Genomic DNA, 14,950 nt, shown 5'->3' on the forward strand with positions numbered 1-14,950 from the left:
ATTTAGCCGCCCTGGGGCAATTAAGTTGAAATCAAGGATAACGCCAGCGGCGCGGGTGCGAAAGCTCAAAAAAGTAAGGTCGCCACTAACACTGTAGGAGCGGGCTTGCCCGCGATTGCGGTGTGTCATTCAGAGATTTGCCATCTGACACCCCGCAATGGCGGGCAAGCCCGCTCCTACAGGCCGTTATTGGATCAGCGAACCCCGCAATGAGTGCGGTTGTGCGGCATCGATGTGCACGTCGGCGAACTGTCCGATCAGGGTTGGATTGTCGCAGCGAAAGTTGACGATACGATTATTTTCGGTCCGGCCTTGCAGCTCGCCGGGGTCTTTTTTCGAGTAATCGGTCACCAGGATGCGCTGGACAGAGCCGACCATTTGTCGGCTGATCTCGAAACCCTGCTGGTTCAGGCGATGTTGCAGGGCGTTCAGGCGTTCCTTTTTCAGTTCTTCCGGGGTCTCGTCTGCCAGATCGGCCGCCGGCGTGCCCGGACGCTGGCTGTAGACGAATGAATAGGAGAAGTCGAAACCGACGTCTTCGATCAGTTTCATGGTCTGTTCGAAGTCTTTCTCTGTTTCCCCCGGGAAACCCACAATGAAGTCCGAGCTGATGCAAATGCCCGGCACGGCGGCGCGCAGCTTGCGCAGCTTGGACTTGTATTCCAGCGCCGTGTGATTGCGTTTCATCGCGGCCAGGATCCGGTCCGAGCCCGATTGCACCGGCAGGTGCAGGTGCTTCACCAGTTCCGGCACTTCGGCGTGGGCCTGGATCAGGCTGTCGGAAAACTCCAGCGGATGGGAAGTGGTGTAGCGAATGCGGTCGATGCCATCGACAGCGGCCACCACACGAATCAGTTCTGCCAGGTCCGCCAGACGCCCGTCGTGGGTGGTTCCGCGATAACCGTTGACGTTCTGGCCCAGCAAGGTCACTTCACGCACGCCGTTTTCGGCCAGGTGAATGATTTCGGCGATCACGTCATCGAACGGCCGGCTGACTTCCTCGCCACGGGTGTAGGGCACCACGCAGAACGTACAGTACTTGCTGCAACCTTCCATGACCGACACGTAGGCACTCGGGCCATCGATGCGTGGTTCGGGCAGGTGGTCGAATTTTTCGATTTCCGGGAACGACACGTCGACTTGCGGCAGTTTACTGATGCGCGCGGCGTCGATCATTTCCGGCAGGCGGTGCAAGGTCTGTGGGCCGAACACCACGTCTACGTAGGGAGCACGGTCGCGGATCGCGGCGCCTTCCTGACTGGCCACGCAACCGCCGACAGCGATGACCATGTCTGGATTGGCCAGTTTCAGTTCGCGCCAGCGGCCGAGTTGGGAATACACCCGATCCTGGGCGCGTTCGCGGATCGAACAGGTGTTAAGCAGAATCACGTCGGCATCTTCGGCGCGAGCGGTGACTTCCAGGGCCTGGTGTTCACCCAGCAGATCGACCATGCGCGAGCTGTCGTACTCGTTCATCTGGCAACCGTGGGTTTCGATGTAAAGCTTCTTGGCCATGGATACAGTCATCACGTGATTCAAAGAACCGCGCATTATAGGGAACAAGCCCCCAGGTTCCTACCGCTGTGCGTCCGGTGGCTATGCTATAGTTTGCGCCCTCATTTTATCCCCGATGTGTTCCTCGCCCGCCATGACCAAACGTGAAGCTCCAATCTACAAGGTGATTTTCCTCAACCAGGGCCAGGTGTTCGAAATGTACGCCAAGCAGATCTATCAGAGTGATCTGTGGGGGTTCCTGGAAGTGGAAGAATTCGTCTTTGGCGAGCGCACGCAGGTGGTGGTCGACCCGAGCGAAGAGAAACTCAAGGCGCAGTTCGAAGGTGTCGTGCGCAGCTTTGTACCGATGCATTCGATTGTGCGCATCGATGAAGTCGAGCGCCTGGGTACGCCGAAAATCAGCGAAGCGCGCGCAGGCGTTGGCAATGTGATGCCGTTTCCGATGCCGGTGCCTGAAAAGTAGGCTTAAGACCGAGTCGCGCCTATCGCGACGGTTCGACGCCTCGACAAGCCCGCTCCCACAGGATCAACACCGTTGTGAGATCGGTGAAACCTGTGGGAGCGGGCTTGCCCGCGATGGGGCCGGGAAGGTCGGTACTGAATCAGGGCAACGGCGAAAAAGGCGTACGCCCATCGGCGCTCTGCAGTTCCATCAGGTATTTGCGGAAAATCTGCCCCAGCACCTGGGTGGCGATTTCCAGTTCTTCGCGGGGCATCTTCTCGGCGACTTCGTCCGCGGTGTCCAGCGCATCTTCGGCGCCATTGACCGCGGCCATTTTCAGCACGATGTAGGCCTGGATGTTGTTGGCCTGTACGCCTTCGCCGTGGAAGAACATGGTGCCGAGTTTGAACTGTGCCTGGGCGTGGCCTTGCAGGGAGGCCTTTTCGAAGTAGCTCAGGGCTTTGTCGAGGTCACGCGGGGTGTTTTTACCCGCGTAGTAAAACTCGCCCAGTTCGTATTGCGCCTGCGCATCGCCTTCATCCGAGGCTTTCTGGCAGGCAGCGAGCGCCTGTTCCAGATCTTGCGGCTGGGTATTGAGGGTGCAGCGACCCATCGCTGGGATCAACAACGAGTTACCGCCTGCTTGTGCGAGCGCGAGCAGGGGTTGAAGGAGCAACAGGCAGCCCAGTGCGAGGATGCGGCCGGTGCGGTTCATGGGAATCGACTTACCTCTGAAGGGCACGCGGACCCGTCGAGGGGATCCAATAAGCGCGCATTATGAAATAAGCAGGGCCATCCTTACAAAGTCTTTACTCGTTTTTCTGCTGCGCGGGGAATATATCTCCCGGTTTACGGGGGATTATCGACAGATCGGTAGGAAAATACGCGTGCGTGTAGGTGAAAGCTGACGCTGGCGATCGCCAACGTCAGCCTTGCAGCACTTATTTCAACGCGGCAAATGCACGCTCCGCGGCATCCAGGGTCAGTTTCAGCTCGGCTTCGCCGTGGGCGATCGAAGTGAAGCCGGCTTCGAACGCGCTAGGTGCCAGGTACACGCCACCGTCAAGCATCAGGTGGAAGAAGCGCTTGAACAGGTTGGCATCGCTGGCCATCACGTCATCGAATGTCACGATGTCGTCGGCACCGCTGAAGTACAGGCCGAACATGCCACCGGCCTGGGTGGTCACGAACGGAATGCCGGCAGCATCGGCGCGTTGTTGGAGGCCGTCGAGCAGGCGGCTGGTGTAGTCGCTCAGCTCGTCATGGAAGCCCGGGCGGCTGATCAGGCGCAGGGTGGTCAGGCCGGCAGCCATCGCCAGTGGGTTACCCGACAGGGTGCCTGCCTGGTAGACCGGCCCCAGTGGCGCGATGTGCGACATGATTTCGCGTTTACCGCCGAAGCAGCCGACCGGCATGCCGCCACCGATGATCTTGCCGAAGGTGCTCAGGTCCGGGGTGACGCCGTAGTGCGCCTGGGCGCCGCCGAGCGCAACACGGAAACCGGTCATCACTTCGTCGAAGATCAGCACCACGCCGTGCTTGTCGCACAGGCTGCGCAGGCCTTCCAGGAAACCGGGTGCCGGAGGCACGCAGTTCATGTTGCCGGCCACGGGCTCGACAATGATGCACGCCACGTCCTGGCCGACTTCGGCGAGCATTGCTTGCACGGCGTCGATGTCGTTGAACGGCAGGGTCAGGGTGTGTTTGGCGAACGCCGCCGGGACGCCAGCCGAGCTCGGTACACCCTGGGTCAGCAGACCGGAACCAGCCTTGACCAGCAGGCTGTCGGAATGCCCGTGGTAGCAGCCTTCGAACTTGATGATGCTGTCGCGACCGGTGAATCCACGGGCCAGGCGAATCGCACTCATGGTGGCTTCGGTGCCGGAGCTGACCATGCGCACCATTTCCATCGACGGCACGATCGAGCAGACCAGATCCGCCATCTCGGTTTCCATTGCGGTCGGGGCGCCGTAGGACAGGCCGTGTTCCAACTGCTTGCGTACCGCGTCCAGCACGTCCGGGTGGCTGTGGCCGAGAATCATCGGGCCCCAGGAACCGACGTAGTCGACATAGCGTTTGTCGTCTTCGTCGGTGACGTACGCACCTTCTGCATGCTTGAAGAACAGCGGTGTGCCGCCCACGCTCTTGAAGGCACGGACAGGCGAGTTCACGCCACCGGGAATGTGTTTCTGGGCATTGGCAAACAACGTTTCGGAACGAGACATGATCGGGCTCTCAATATCAGACTTTCAGTAATTCGTTGAAGGCGCGGGCGCGGCGAGTCACTTCGGCGGTGTTCTGCGCGCCAAACAGGCCGTGGACCACCGCCAACAGGTCGACTCCGTGCGCCACCAGTGACGCAGCGTTATCCAGAGTGATGCCGCCGATCGCACAGATCGGCAGGTGCAGCTGGCGTCGGGCCTGGTCAAGCAGTTCGAGGCTGCAGCTCGGCGCGCCGGGTTTGGTGGTGGAATTGAAGAAGCGACCAAAGGCGACATAACTGGCGCCTTCCCTGGCCGCCTGTTCGGCCAGTTCGAGCTGTGCATGGCAGGTCGAGCCGATGATCGCTTTGGAACCAAGCAGGGCGCGGGTCGGTGACAGAGGGCCGTCGGTCTGGCCCAGGTGCACGCCGACATTCAGGCGTGCCGCCAGCTCGGCATCGTCGTTGATGATGAGTTGGGTCTTGTAGCGTTCGCACAAATCACGCAACTTCTCGGCCTCACGCAGGCGACGGGCCTGGTCATCGCTCTTGTCGCGGTATTGCAGCAGGGTGACGCCGCCTTCAAGCGCCGCCTCCACGTACGAGAGGAATTTGCCGGCCAGTAACTGGCTGTCGGTAATCGCGTAAAGGCCGCGTAGTTTCATCGGACAAGCCCCATGGTGTTACGAGCAGAAATCCAGTGGCAGGCGACGCGGGACGAACTGGCCTTTGCCCAGTTGCTCGGCGTCGCGCAGGGTGCGCCACGTGTAGTTAAGTGCAGTCTGCACGGCGCTGGCGAGGTTTTCGCCCTGGGCCAGACGGCCGGCGAGGGCGCTGGCCAGAGTGCAGCCCGAGCCGTGGTAGCTGCCCGGCAGGCGTTGGCAGACGAAGGTTTCGCGGTGACCGTCGCGGCTGTACAGGCGGTTGTGGATTTCGCTCTCTTCGCCATGCCCGCCGGTGATCAGCAGGTGTTTGACGAAAGGCAGGAGTTTTTCCGCGCACTCGTCGGCGCTGCCCTCGGGCAGTTCGGCCAGGATGCGCGCTTCGGGCAGGTTGGGCGTGGCGATGATCGACAGGGGCAACAGACGTTCGCGCATGGCGTAACCGACCTCATCCTTGCCCAGTCGCCCGCCGCCGCCGGCACGCAACACCGGATCGCAGACCATCGGCAAATGCGGGTGCGCCTGGAGCAATTCGACCACGGTGTCGACCATTTCCAGAGAACCGAGCATGCCCAGCTTGACCGCCGCGACTTCGGAGTCGTTGAGTACGGCATTGGCCTGGGCCAATACCCACTCACGATCGAGGACACGGAAGTCAGTGACGTTGACCGTGTCTTGCACGGTCAGGGCGGTGACGGCCGGAGCCGCATGGCAACCCTGTGCGAGCAGGGCTTCGATATCTGCCTGCAAGCCGGCGCCACCACTGGGATCATGGCCGGAGAGACAAAGGACAACGGGGCGAGAGCTGTAGATATTCATGGTGCGCGAGCTTACCACCAGTCGTCCGGTGAGTCATGGGAGCGACCGCACCTGAGCCTACAGGAATGCGCCTGACAGCCGATGCACTGACACGAGTTGACCGTTTAAACAGTTCTGGCGCTCTGCGTGGCCCTGGAATGCCCGTACTAGAGCCTTTTCAGGAAATGTTTCAATGGTGTTCAATGGCCATCAACGGCTATGCTAGAGTGGATCCAAACCAATAACAGGTCACGCCGGTTTTACGTCTGCTCAAAGGGAATGAGGGGCTTTTTGAGATTAACCGGACAAACCATGCTGGGGCTTCAATGCGCTATTTGCTGATGTTGCTGTTCTGCTTGCCCCTTCTGGCCAGCGCAGTCGAGTTCGATGAGTTCACTCAGAGCCTGCCCCTGGGCCAAACCCTGCAAGTCTTCGAAGATGCGGGTGGCCAGGCGACCATCGACGATATTCGTGCACAAGCCGCCAACGGACATTTCAAGCGCCACCACAAGGCCACCCTGAACGCCGGATACTCGCGTTCGGTGTTCTGGCTGAAAATCGACCTGCACTATCGCCCGACCAACCCTGGCGCCCAGCGCACCTGGTTGCTGGAACTGGCTTATCCACCGCTTGACCGTCTTGACCTGTATGCACCCGACGCTGGCGGTGCCTATCGGCTGGTGCGTCAGACGGGCGATGCCTTGCCCTTCGACAGTCGCGAAATCCGCCAGAACAATTACCTGTTTGAACTGAGCTTCAAGGCCGATCAGGCACAAACCCTGTACCTGCGCCTGCAAAGCGAAGGCTCGATCCAGGCGCCAGTCACCTTGTGGTCGAGCACCGCATTTCTCGAGGAGCAGCCGGTTCGTCTCTATGTACTGGGCCTGATCTATGGCGTCTTGCTGGGCATGCTGGTCTACAACCTCTTCATCTACCTCAGCGTGCGCGACACCAGTTACCTCTATTACATTTTCTACATCGCTTCGTTTGGCATGTATCAGCTGTCGGTGAACGGCGCGGCCGTCCAGTATTTCTGGCCGAACAATCCCTGGTGGGCCAACGCTGCCACACCGTTCTTCATCGGTTGCGCCGGGCTGTTCGGCAGCCAGTTCGCACGCAGCTTCCTGCAAACCGCCAACCTCAACCGTTGGCTGGATCGCTTGTTGATGGCGCTGATTGCGTTTGGCGCGTTGGTGGTCGGGTTGTCGCTGATGACCAGTTACGCCCTGGCCCTGCGCCTGGCCACCGCGCTGGCGCTGAGCTTCACCGTGGTGATTTTCGCAGCGGGAATTTTTTCATGGTGGCGCGGCCTGCGGGTGGCCCGCTACTTCATCATCGCCTGGTCGGCGTTCCTGCTGGGGGGCATCGTCAACACGCTGATGGTGCTGGGTTATCTGCCCAACGTGTTCCTGACCATGTACTCCAGCCAGATCGGCTCGGCCATCGAAGTGGCGCTGTTGTCCCTGGCGCTGGCGGACCGCATCAACGCCATGCGCGAACAGCAGGCGCAGACCTTGCTCGATGCCGGGCAAAAACTTGAAGTGCTCAACCAGCAGCTGGCGCACAGCAACAAGCTCAAGGACGAGTTCCTTGCCACGCTGACCCATGAGCTGCGTACGCCGATGAATGGTGTGATCGGTTCGCTGGAGTTGATGCAAACGGTCGAGATGGACCCCGAGCTCGAGCAGTATCAGCAAACCGCCTCCGGTTCGGCGCGGGACATGATGCGCATGGTCAATGGCATTCTCACCCTGACCGAACTCCAGGCGGGCAAGCTCAAGGCCAATGAATCGACGTTCAGCTTGCGCAGCGTGATCGATGCCTTGCGCCTGCAGTTCGAAGGCAATGCGTCGGGCAAGTCGCTGGACTTCAAGGTCGATGTCGCACCGGGCCTGCCGGATCGGGTGCAAGGTGACAGCAGCAAGCTGGCGCAATGCCTGGAATGCCTGTTGGACAACGCGATCAAGTTCACCCGTGTCGGCGGCGTGGCGCTCAGGGTTACGGGCAAACCCGTGGCGTCGGGGCGGCTGGCGTTGTCGTTTGCGGTAATCGACACCGGCATCGGCTTTACGGATCTGGGCGAAGCCACGTTGTACCAGCGCTTCTTCCAGCTCGACGGCTCAATGACCCGTGAGCATGGTGGCCTGGGTGTCGGCTTGGCGATCTGCCGGCAACTGGTGGAGTTGCTAGGTGGCCAGTTGACTCACCGATCCGAACCGGGGCGCGGCAGTCGCTTCCAGCTCGATGTCGAATTCGGGGTGCCGGTGATGTCGTGTGTTGCGACGCCAGCGACTCGGGATCTGCCTCACTTGCGCTTGCCACAGGACTGCACCGTGCTGTTGGTGGATGAAAACGATATCAACCAGTTACAGATGCGCGGCATGTTGCTCAAGCTCGGCTTTCGCGTGCGTACGGCTGACGACGGCGTCGCCGCCCTGGATTTCCTTCAGCGCGAAACGTTCGACGCTGTTTTGCTCGACAGTGAATTGCCGCAGATGAACGGTGTGTCGCTGTGCTGCCAGATACATGCGTTGCCCGGTTGCGAGCAGGTGCCTGTGTTCATGATGGTCCTCAACGGCGACCGCGAGCGTTGCGTGACGGGTGACTTGATCGAGGCGCTGAGCAAACCAGTGAAGTTCGAAGACCTGCAGGCAGCGATGTACCGGCGCGTGCTGTGCCCGCAACAGGGTGAAAGCGCTGACAGTTAGGCGGATATGCCACTTTGTTCGGCTTCGGGGCAGTGCTTAACTGAACCTTCTGGCTGACCGAGGAGCCCCTTCATGAACCTGCATCAGTTCGCTGAAACCCACGAAGTGACCAACCAGCCGCCGTCGCTGGACGGCACCAACCTGTATCGCATTGATCTGCCTTTGCAGGAGTGGTCGCGGCGGTTCGGCGCTGACTGGGCCCAATCACGAATCGATGCCTACGGTGCGCTGGCCGGCGGTCCGCTGATGGAAGCGGGGTTCCTGGCCAATCAAAACAAGCCCGTGTTCGTCAGCCATGACCGTTTTGGTCATCGTATCGATCTGGTGGAGTTTCACCCGGCTTATCATGAGCTGATGCGCACGGCGATCGAGCACGGCCTGACCTCCTTGCCGTGGGCGCGCCCGCAGTCCGGGGCCCATGTCGCCCGCGCCGCCATGACCTACCTGCACAGCCAGGCTGAAGCTGGCAGCGGTTGCCCGCTGACCATGACCTTCGCCAGTGTGCCGGCGTTGCGCTTGCAACCCGATTTGGCTGAACAGTGGCTGCCGAAAGTCCTCGCCACCGAATATGACCCGCGCAACGTCGGCATGGCGCACAAGGCGGGTGTCACCATCGGCATGGCCATGACCGAGAAGCAGGGGGGCACCGACGTGCGGGCCAATACCACCAAAGCCTATCCGGTAGGTGCCAGCGGCCCGGGCCAGGCGTACGAACTGGTCGGCCACAAGTGGTTTTGCTCGGCACCGATGTGTGACGCCTTCCTGACCCTGGCCCAGACCGAAAAGGGGCTGACCTGTTTCCTGCTGCCGCGCCACCGCCCGGATGACTCGCGCAATCAGTTCTACATCCAGCGTTTGAAAAACAAACTTGGCAATTGCTCCAACGCTTCCAGCGAAGTCGAGTTCCGTGGGGCGTTGGCGTGGATGGTCGGCGAGGAGGGGCGCGGCGTACCCACGATCATCGAAATGGTCGCCATGACCCGCTTCGATTGCATGGTGGGCTCAAGTGCGCTGATGCGACAGGCATTGACCCAGGCAAGCCACCACTGTGCCCACCGTCAGGTCGGTGGCAAAACCCTGAACGAGCAACCGTTGATGCAGAACGTGCTTGCCGATCTTGCCCTTGAAAGCGAGGCGGCCCTGGCGTTGAGCCTGCGCATGGGCAAGGCGCTGGATCACCTGAACCATACGCACGAAGCAAAATTCGCCCGTCTGGTGACGGCGGTGGGCAAGTACTGGATCTGCAAGCGGGCGCCGGCGATGATCAATGAAGCGGCGGAATGCATGGGCGGTGCCGGCTATGTCGAAGACAGCATCCTGCCGCGACTTTACCGCGAGGCACCGGTCAATTCGACGTGGGAAGGTTCTGGTAACGTGCAATGCCTGGACGTGCTGCGGGCGCTTTCCAAGGAGCCGGGTGTGCTGGACGTGCTGTTCAGCGAGTTGGGTGACGGCCACGGCGACAAGCGCCTGGCCGCGCATATCAACCAGTTGCACGCGGCGTTCAAGGACACCAGCGACATCCAGTACCGCGCACGCCAATTGACCGAAGACATCGCCCTGGGCTTGCAGGCCAAATTGTTGCTCGAGGCGGGCAATGCGTCGGTGAGTGATGCGTTCATTGCCAGTCGCCTGGATGACGGGGCGGGTCGCGTGTATGGCGCGCTGCCACGGGGGTTGGATGTCGAGGCGATCGTGGCGCGGGCGACTCCGCCTCTCTAAGCCGCACAGATAACCCCTTTAGGAGCGAGCTTGCTCGCGATAGCGGTGTGTCTGATCCACCGCAATCGCGAGCAATCGAGCGTCGACCGGCTGCTCCTACAGGGGGGCTGTGTGGCTCATGGAATGAGGCACATCCGACACGCCACTGTTTCCGTCGGACCACGATGCAGGCAAGATGAAAGCCTGCAAGTCAGAACACAGGATGCTGATCGTGACCGAAGCTTTTGTTGTCGTCCAAACTGCCGAGCAAGCCGTGGATCGGCTTGCCTTCTTGCACAATCGTGCAACCACCGCATTGAACCAGGCGCTGTTGCGTTACCTCAAGGACCGTGTCGAGCCGGACGCTGAACAGCGAGCGATGTTTCGTTATCCAGAATTGCGTCTGACCTACCACTGCCAGGGCGAGGTCCCGCAAACCACGCGGGCCTACGCCAAGGTTCAGTTACCGGGCACCTATAGCGTCACCGTTACCCATCCGGCCGCTTTCCGCAAATACCTGCTGGAACAGCTGGTGCCGTTGATGCACGACTTCACCGTGACCGTGGAAGTCGGCGTCAGCCAGCAGAACATTCCGTATCCGTACGTGGTTGAGCAGGGCGATGAGTTGGCCGGTTCCGGCGTGACTGCCGCGGTGCTGGCGCGAGTATTCCCCAGTACCGACCTGTCGGCCGCCACCGACGGCATTGCCGATGGCCTGTACGATTGGGAGAACACTGATCCGTTGCCGCTGGCACTGTTCGATGCCGCGCGGGTGGACTTCTCCCTGCGCCGCCTGGTGCACTACACAGGCAGCGACTGGCGTCATGTACAGCCGTGGATTCTGCTGACCAACTATCACCGTTATGTGGACCAGTTCATCGTGCATGGCCTGGAACAGTTGCGCAGCGACCCGCGCTTCGTGCGCATGGTATTACCGGGCAACGTGATCATCGAAAAGAGCATGGATCATGGCGAAGCCTCGGCCATTGCCGCGGGCGTGGTCTGGCACCGCTACCAGATGCCGGCTTATCACCTGATCGCCAGCGACGGACATGGCGTGACCCTGGTCAACATAGGCGTCGGCCCGTCCAACGCAAAAAACATCACCGACCACCTGGCGGTATTGCGGCCGCATTGCTGGCTGATGATCGGCCACTGTGGCGGCCTGCGTCAGTCGCAAACCATCGGTGATTACGTCCTGGCCCACGCCTACATGCGTCGTGACGGGATTCTGGACCGGGTGGTTCCGCCGAACATTCCGATTCCGGCGCTGGCCGAGGTGCAACTGGCCTTGCAGCAAGCGGCTGCCAATGTCACGGGCGAGAAGGGCGATGAGCTGAAAAAACGCCTGCGCACTGGCACCGTCCTGACCTACGACGATCGTAACTGGGAATTGCGCTGGGCCCAGGAACGGCCGCTGATCAATCTCTCCCGCGCCGTGGCGGTGGACATGGAAAGCGGCACCATCGCCGCCCAGGGGTATCGCCTGCGGGTGCCTTACGGCACGTTGCTCTGTGTCTCGGACAAACCGCTGCACAGCGAAATCAAGCTGCCGGGCTCGGCCAACGCGTTTTACCAGCGGGCAGTCAACCAGCACTTGCAGATCGGGATCGAGGCGGTGGACCTGCTGCGCACCGAGCTGAACTCGTTGCACTCGCGCAAACTGCGCAGCTTCGACGAGCCGCCGTTCCGCTGACAGTCATGGTCATTTGTCGGTCAGGGCACTAGCATTGGCAGCCCTGACCGTCAGATGTTCCTTTGCTCATGTCCCGTCCTCAACGTCCTGCGTCCCGCCGCCCCGGCGCGAATGTCCCGTCATCCGGCCCGCGTCGCGTCGCCAAGGCACCACCGGCCGAGCCGAAACTGGTCCTGTTCAACAAACCTTTCGATGTGCTGACGCAATTCAGCGACGGTGAAGGGCGGGCGACGCTCAAGGATTTCATCGCCATTCCAGGGATCTACCCGGCCGGGCGGCTGGACCGCGACAGTGAAGGGCTGCTGCTGTTGACCAACGATGGCCAGTTGCAGGCGCGGATCGCCGACCCGAAACACAAACTGGCCAAGACCTATTGGGTGCAAGTCGAGGGCGAACCGAGTGCCGAGCAGTTGCAGCGTCTGCGTGAGGGCGTGGAACTGAACGACGGCATGACCCTGCCCGCCGAGGCGCGGCAATTGGATGAACCGCAGCTATGGCCGCGCGACCCTCCAGTGCGTTTTCGCAAAAGCGTGCCCACCAGTTGGCTGGAGTTGGTCATTCGCGAGGGTCGTAACCGCCAGGTGCGGCGCATGACGGCGGCCGTCGGCTTGCCGACGCTACGGCTGGTGCGGGTCAGGATCGGTGATTGGTCGATCGAAGGGCTCGATCAGGGCCAGTGGAAGGAAGTGCCGGCGCGCTTATAAAGCGCCGGATTCGATCAGGCCGATCACCACGCTTTTGATGATGAACGCCGCGACGCCCAAGCCCAGCACGAAGAACAGGATGAACGAGCCGAAGCGCCCGGCCTTGGATTTTTTCGCCAGATCCCAGACGATGAAACCCATGAAAATGATCAGGATGCTGACAAGTCCAGTCATCATCCACTCTTCGAACAGTGCAGGATCCATCAAACATCTCCAGCGCGGGTGGGGCTAAAAAGGCGGGGGCGATTATACGCCATGCGCGATTGGCGCAGCATGGACCTGCGTCGGTGTGTCGCATGCGCGTCCGTGACCGCCGCAATCCCTGTAGGAGCGGACTTGTCCCGGGCGGCGTTCCGACGATGGTCGTCAACGATAACGCTGGCTGTCTGAATGCCAGCGGTGTCTGGACCACCATTGCAGACAGTCGCCGCAACTTCTGTAGGAGCGGACTTGTCCGCGATGGTCGTCAACGATAACGCTGGCTGTCTGAATGCCAGCGGTGTCTGAGCCACCATCGCGGACAAGTCCGCTCCTACAGGGGGGAGTGTCAGCTGCGCAGATGCGTGAGCGGCAATTCGGTGCTGTTGAGCACTTGGTTGAGCACGAAACTGGAGCGCACGCTGGTCACCCCGTCGATGCGGGTCAGATGGCCCAGCAAGAGTTTCTGGTAGTGATCCATGTCGGGCACCACCACCTTGAGCTGATAGTCGGCATCCATACCGGTCACCAGGCTGCATTCCAGCACCTGTGGCAGGGTGCGAATCGCCGCTTCGAAGTTCTCGAAACGTTCCGGCGTGTGCCGGTCCATGCCGATCAGCACGTAGGCGGTCAGGCTCAGGCCGAGCATCTTGCGGTCCAGCAGCGCCACCTGGCGGGAGATGTAGCCGTCATCCTCCAGTTGTTTGACCCGGCGCGAACAGGGCGAGGGCGACAGGCCGATGCGTTCGGCCAGCTCCTGGTTGGAAATACGCGCGTCGCGCTGCAATTCCGCCAAAATGCTCAGGTCGTATCGGTCGAGTTTGCTCATCAATCAGGCCTTTGTTCTATCAATTGCGGCAGATTATCTATCCAGGGTTAAAAATTGCGCAAGTCATGTTTGTTTGAGCAATCTTCGCAATCTTTTGTCGAGGCCGCTGGCCTATCCTTATCACCAGAATCACTGCTCGGACACACAGTCCACGGCGACTCGCCCAATCAGGCCAGTCGCGGCCGCCACCCCACCGGGGATGTGCCGGCCCCCGAGCTGCACACTGTCCAGAAGACGGCGTGAGGTGAGCCGACGTCAAAAGCGTCGAGCACGGACGAAGTTCTCAAAGGGAGGCCGACGGGTCTCCCTTTTCTTTTGCCCGCGATTTATTGGCGGAGCGCTCAATAAATATGTTTCACGACTGATAACCTGTTGCAGAACCGGCCTGTGCTTTCCCAGTCTTACGTACAAGCCCTAACCGCAGTGAGGATAAGCATGAAGTCGCGCATCTGGCGTATGGCCGGTGTTGGTGTGTTGTGTATCAGTGTCACTGCGCAATCGCTGGCCGATGAGCCGCAGAACCGTGGCCCGGATAATGGGCAGCGCGGCGAGGGGCATCAGGGCAACAATCAGGGCAATGGCGGCAACAATCAACCGCGCCCGCAGAATAACCCGCAGCACAACCCACCGCGGCCGCAGAACAACGAGATCATTCGAGGCGACAACAGTCGTCAGTTCGAGAACAACGGCCAGCCGCACAACGGTGGTCAGTGGCAAAACAATCCGCCGCGCGATTACAACAACCCGGTTCGGCCGCCACCGCCGCCACCCCAGTTACCGGCCAATGACCTGCCGATCCAGGGCCGGCCCGACAGCGTGCGCCAGACCCAGCCGCCACAACGCGGCTACTACCAGGACGTGCCTCGGCGCAACGATTACAACCAGCACTGGCAGAACAACGGCCCCCGCCCCGATGATCATTCCTGGGCCGGTCGCCCGAGTGGTCACGGCAATGGTTGGGGGCCTGGCCCGCAGTACCGTCCCGGACACGTGATCGACCGGTTCCCGGACCGCGACTACCGGGTGCCGTATCGTGGTCAGGATTACTTCTTCTCGAACGGTTACTGGTATCGCCCGCTGGGGCCGCGTTATGTGGTGGTGCAGCCGCCTCGCGGGATCCGTATCAGCTACCTGCCCGATTACGCCCGTGAAGTGTGGGTCGGCGGTGCGTTGCTGTTCCTCGCGGCCGGTTCGTATTACGCCTATCAGGAAAACACCCAGGACTACGTAGTGGTCGAGCCCCCCGTGCAACCGCAGCCACAACCGGCCGGCAACGGTTATGACGTCGTGGCCTATCCGGCTAGCGGCCAGTCGCCGGAGCAGGTCAACCGGGACGGATACGAGTGCTACCAGTACGCGGTGCAGCAGAGCGGGTTCGACCCGCGCACCGCCACCTACCAGCCGGCCCCTTCAGTGGTGCAAACCTACCGTCAGGCCCAGGGCGACTGTTTGAGCAGTCGCGGTTATCGGGTCGAGTAGCTGAAAGCTACAAGCGTA

At 61.0% G+C, this 14,950-nt stretch carries 13 protein-coding genes; 6 read left to right on the forward strand and 7 right to left on the reverse strand.

Annotated elements, in window-relative coordinates:
* Positions 1–186: 186 nt before the first annotated feature.
* Entirely contained in the window at positions 187–1,515 is a 1,329-nt protein-coding gene (gene miaB, locus AB4N33_RS25165; RefSeq protein WP_460120591.1) for a tRNA (N6-isopentenyl adenosine(37)-C2)-methylthiotransferase MiaB, read from the reverse strand.
* Positions 1,516–1,648: 133 nt separating this feature from the next.
* Between miaB and AB4N33_RS25170 the strand changes: the two genes are divergently transcribed.
* Positions 1,649–1,978 carry a DUF1820 family protein gene (locus AB4N33_RS25170; RefSeq protein ID WP_476458471.1) on the forward strand — a complete coding sequence of 110 codons (330 nt, stop codon included), beginning with the start codon at positions 1,649–1,651 and terminating at the stop codon, positions 1,976–1,978.
* 139 nt (positions 1,979–2,117) lie between these two features.
* On the opposite strand, the gene AB4N33_RS25175 is transcribed toward AB4N33_RS25170, so the two are convergent.
* The 4 genes from AB4N33_RS25175 to AB4N33_RS25190 all read right to left on the reverse strand — a co-directional run bounded on the left by AB4N33_RS25175 (position 2,118) and on the right by AB4N33_RS25190 (position 5,638).
* The gene (locus tag AB4N33_RS25175) at positions 2,118–2,672 is read right to left on the reverse strand and encodes a tetratricopeptide repeat protein (RefSeq protein ID WP_460120594.1); all 555 of its coding nucleotides are present in this window, start codon (positions 2,670–2,672) and stop codon (positions 2,118–2,120) included.
* A 226-nt stretch (positions 2,673–2,898) separates the two neighbouring features.
* Positions 2,899–4,182 carry a glutamate-1-semialdehyde 2,1-aminomutase gene (hemL, locus tag AB4N33_RS25180; RefSeq protein WP_460120596.1) on the reverse strand — a complete coding sequence of 428 codons (1,284 nt, stop codon included), beginning with the start codon at positions 4,180–4,182 and terminating at the stop codon, positions 2,899–2,901.
* A 16-nt stretch (positions 4,183–4,198) separates the two neighbouring features.
* Entirely contained in the window at positions 4,199–4,822 is a 624-nt protein-coding gene (gene thiE, locus AB4N33_RS25185; RefSeq protein WP_476458472.1) for a thiamine phosphate synthase, read from the reverse strand.
* An 18-nt stretch (positions 4,823–4,840) separates the two neighbouring features.
* Positions 4,841–5,638, reverse strand: a complete 798-nt coding sequence (locus tag AB4N33_RS25190; RefSeq protein ID WP_476458473.1) for a hydroxymethylpyrimidine/phosphomethylpyrimidine kinase — start codon at positions 5,636–5,638, stop codon at positions 4,841–4,843.
* A gap of 305 nt (positions 5,639–5,943) precedes the next feature.
* On the opposite strand from AB4N33_RS25190, the gene AB4N33_RS25195 reads away from it, so the two are divergent.
* The 4 genes from AB4N33_RS25195 (at position 5,944) to AB4N33_RS25210 (ending at position 12,426) form a co-directional block, all read left to right on the forward strand.
* Positions 5,944–8,325 (forward strand): 7TM diverse intracellular signaling domain-containing protein, encoded by a 2,382-nt coding sequence (locus tag AB4N33_RS25195; RefSeq protein WP_476458474.1) that lies wholly within the window; start codon positions 5,944–5,946, stop codon positions 8,323–8,325.
* A gap of 72 nt (positions 8,326–8,397) precedes the next feature.
* A complete protein-coding gene (locus AB4N33_RS25200) occupies positions 8,398–10,047 on the forward strand; it encodes an acyl-CoA dehydrogenase family protein (RefSeq protein ID WP_476458475.1) in 1,650 nt (549 codons plus the stop codon).
* Positions 10,048–10,222: 175 nt separating this feature from the next.
* Positions 10,223–11,722: an AMP nucleosidase gene (gene amn / locus AB4N33_RS25205; RefSeq protein ID WP_476458476.1), complete on the forward strand. Its 1,500-nt coding sequence runs from the start codon at positions 10,223–10,225 to the stop codon at positions 11,720–11,722.
* Positions 11,723–11,790: 68 nt separating this feature from the next.
* Entirely contained in the window at positions 11,791–12,426 is a 636-nt protein-coding gene (locus AB4N33_RS25210; RefSeq protein ID WP_476458477.1) for a pseudouridine synthase, read from the forward strand.
* On the opposite strand, the gene AB4N33_RS25215 is transcribed toward AB4N33_RS25210, so the two are convergent.
* Together AB4N33_RS25215 and AB4N33_RS25220 are read right to left on the reverse strand one after the other, a co-directional pair.
* Positions 12,421–12,630: a DUF2788 domain-containing protein gene (locus tag AB4N33_RS25215; protein ID WP_016773053.1), complete on the reverse strand. Its 210-nt coding sequence runs from the start codon at positions 12,628–12,630 to the stop codon at positions 12,421–12,423. The genes AB4N33_RS25210 and AB4N33_RS25215 overlap by 6 nt on opposite strands.
* Before the next feature lie 343 nt (positions 12,631–12,973).
* Positions 12,974–13,453: an Lrp/AsnC family transcriptional regulator gene (locus AB4N33_RS25220; RefSeq protein WP_150744035.1), complete on the reverse strand. Its 480-nt coding sequence runs from the start codon at positions 13,451–13,453 to the stop codon at positions 12,974–12,976.
* Between the two features lie 435 nt (positions 13,454–13,888).
* Here AB4N33_RS25220 and AB4N33_RS25225 point away from each other — a divergent pair, with 435 nt between their 5' ends.
* A complete protein-coding gene (locus AB4N33_RS25225; RefSeq protein ID WP_460120610.1) occupies positions 13,889–14,932 on the forward strand; it encodes a DUF6515 family protein in 1,044 nt (347 codons plus the stop codon).
* Positions 14,933–14,950 lie beyond the last annotated feature (18 nt).

The sequence above is a fragment of the Pseudomonas sp. S1_E05 genome, assembly GCF_056337105.1.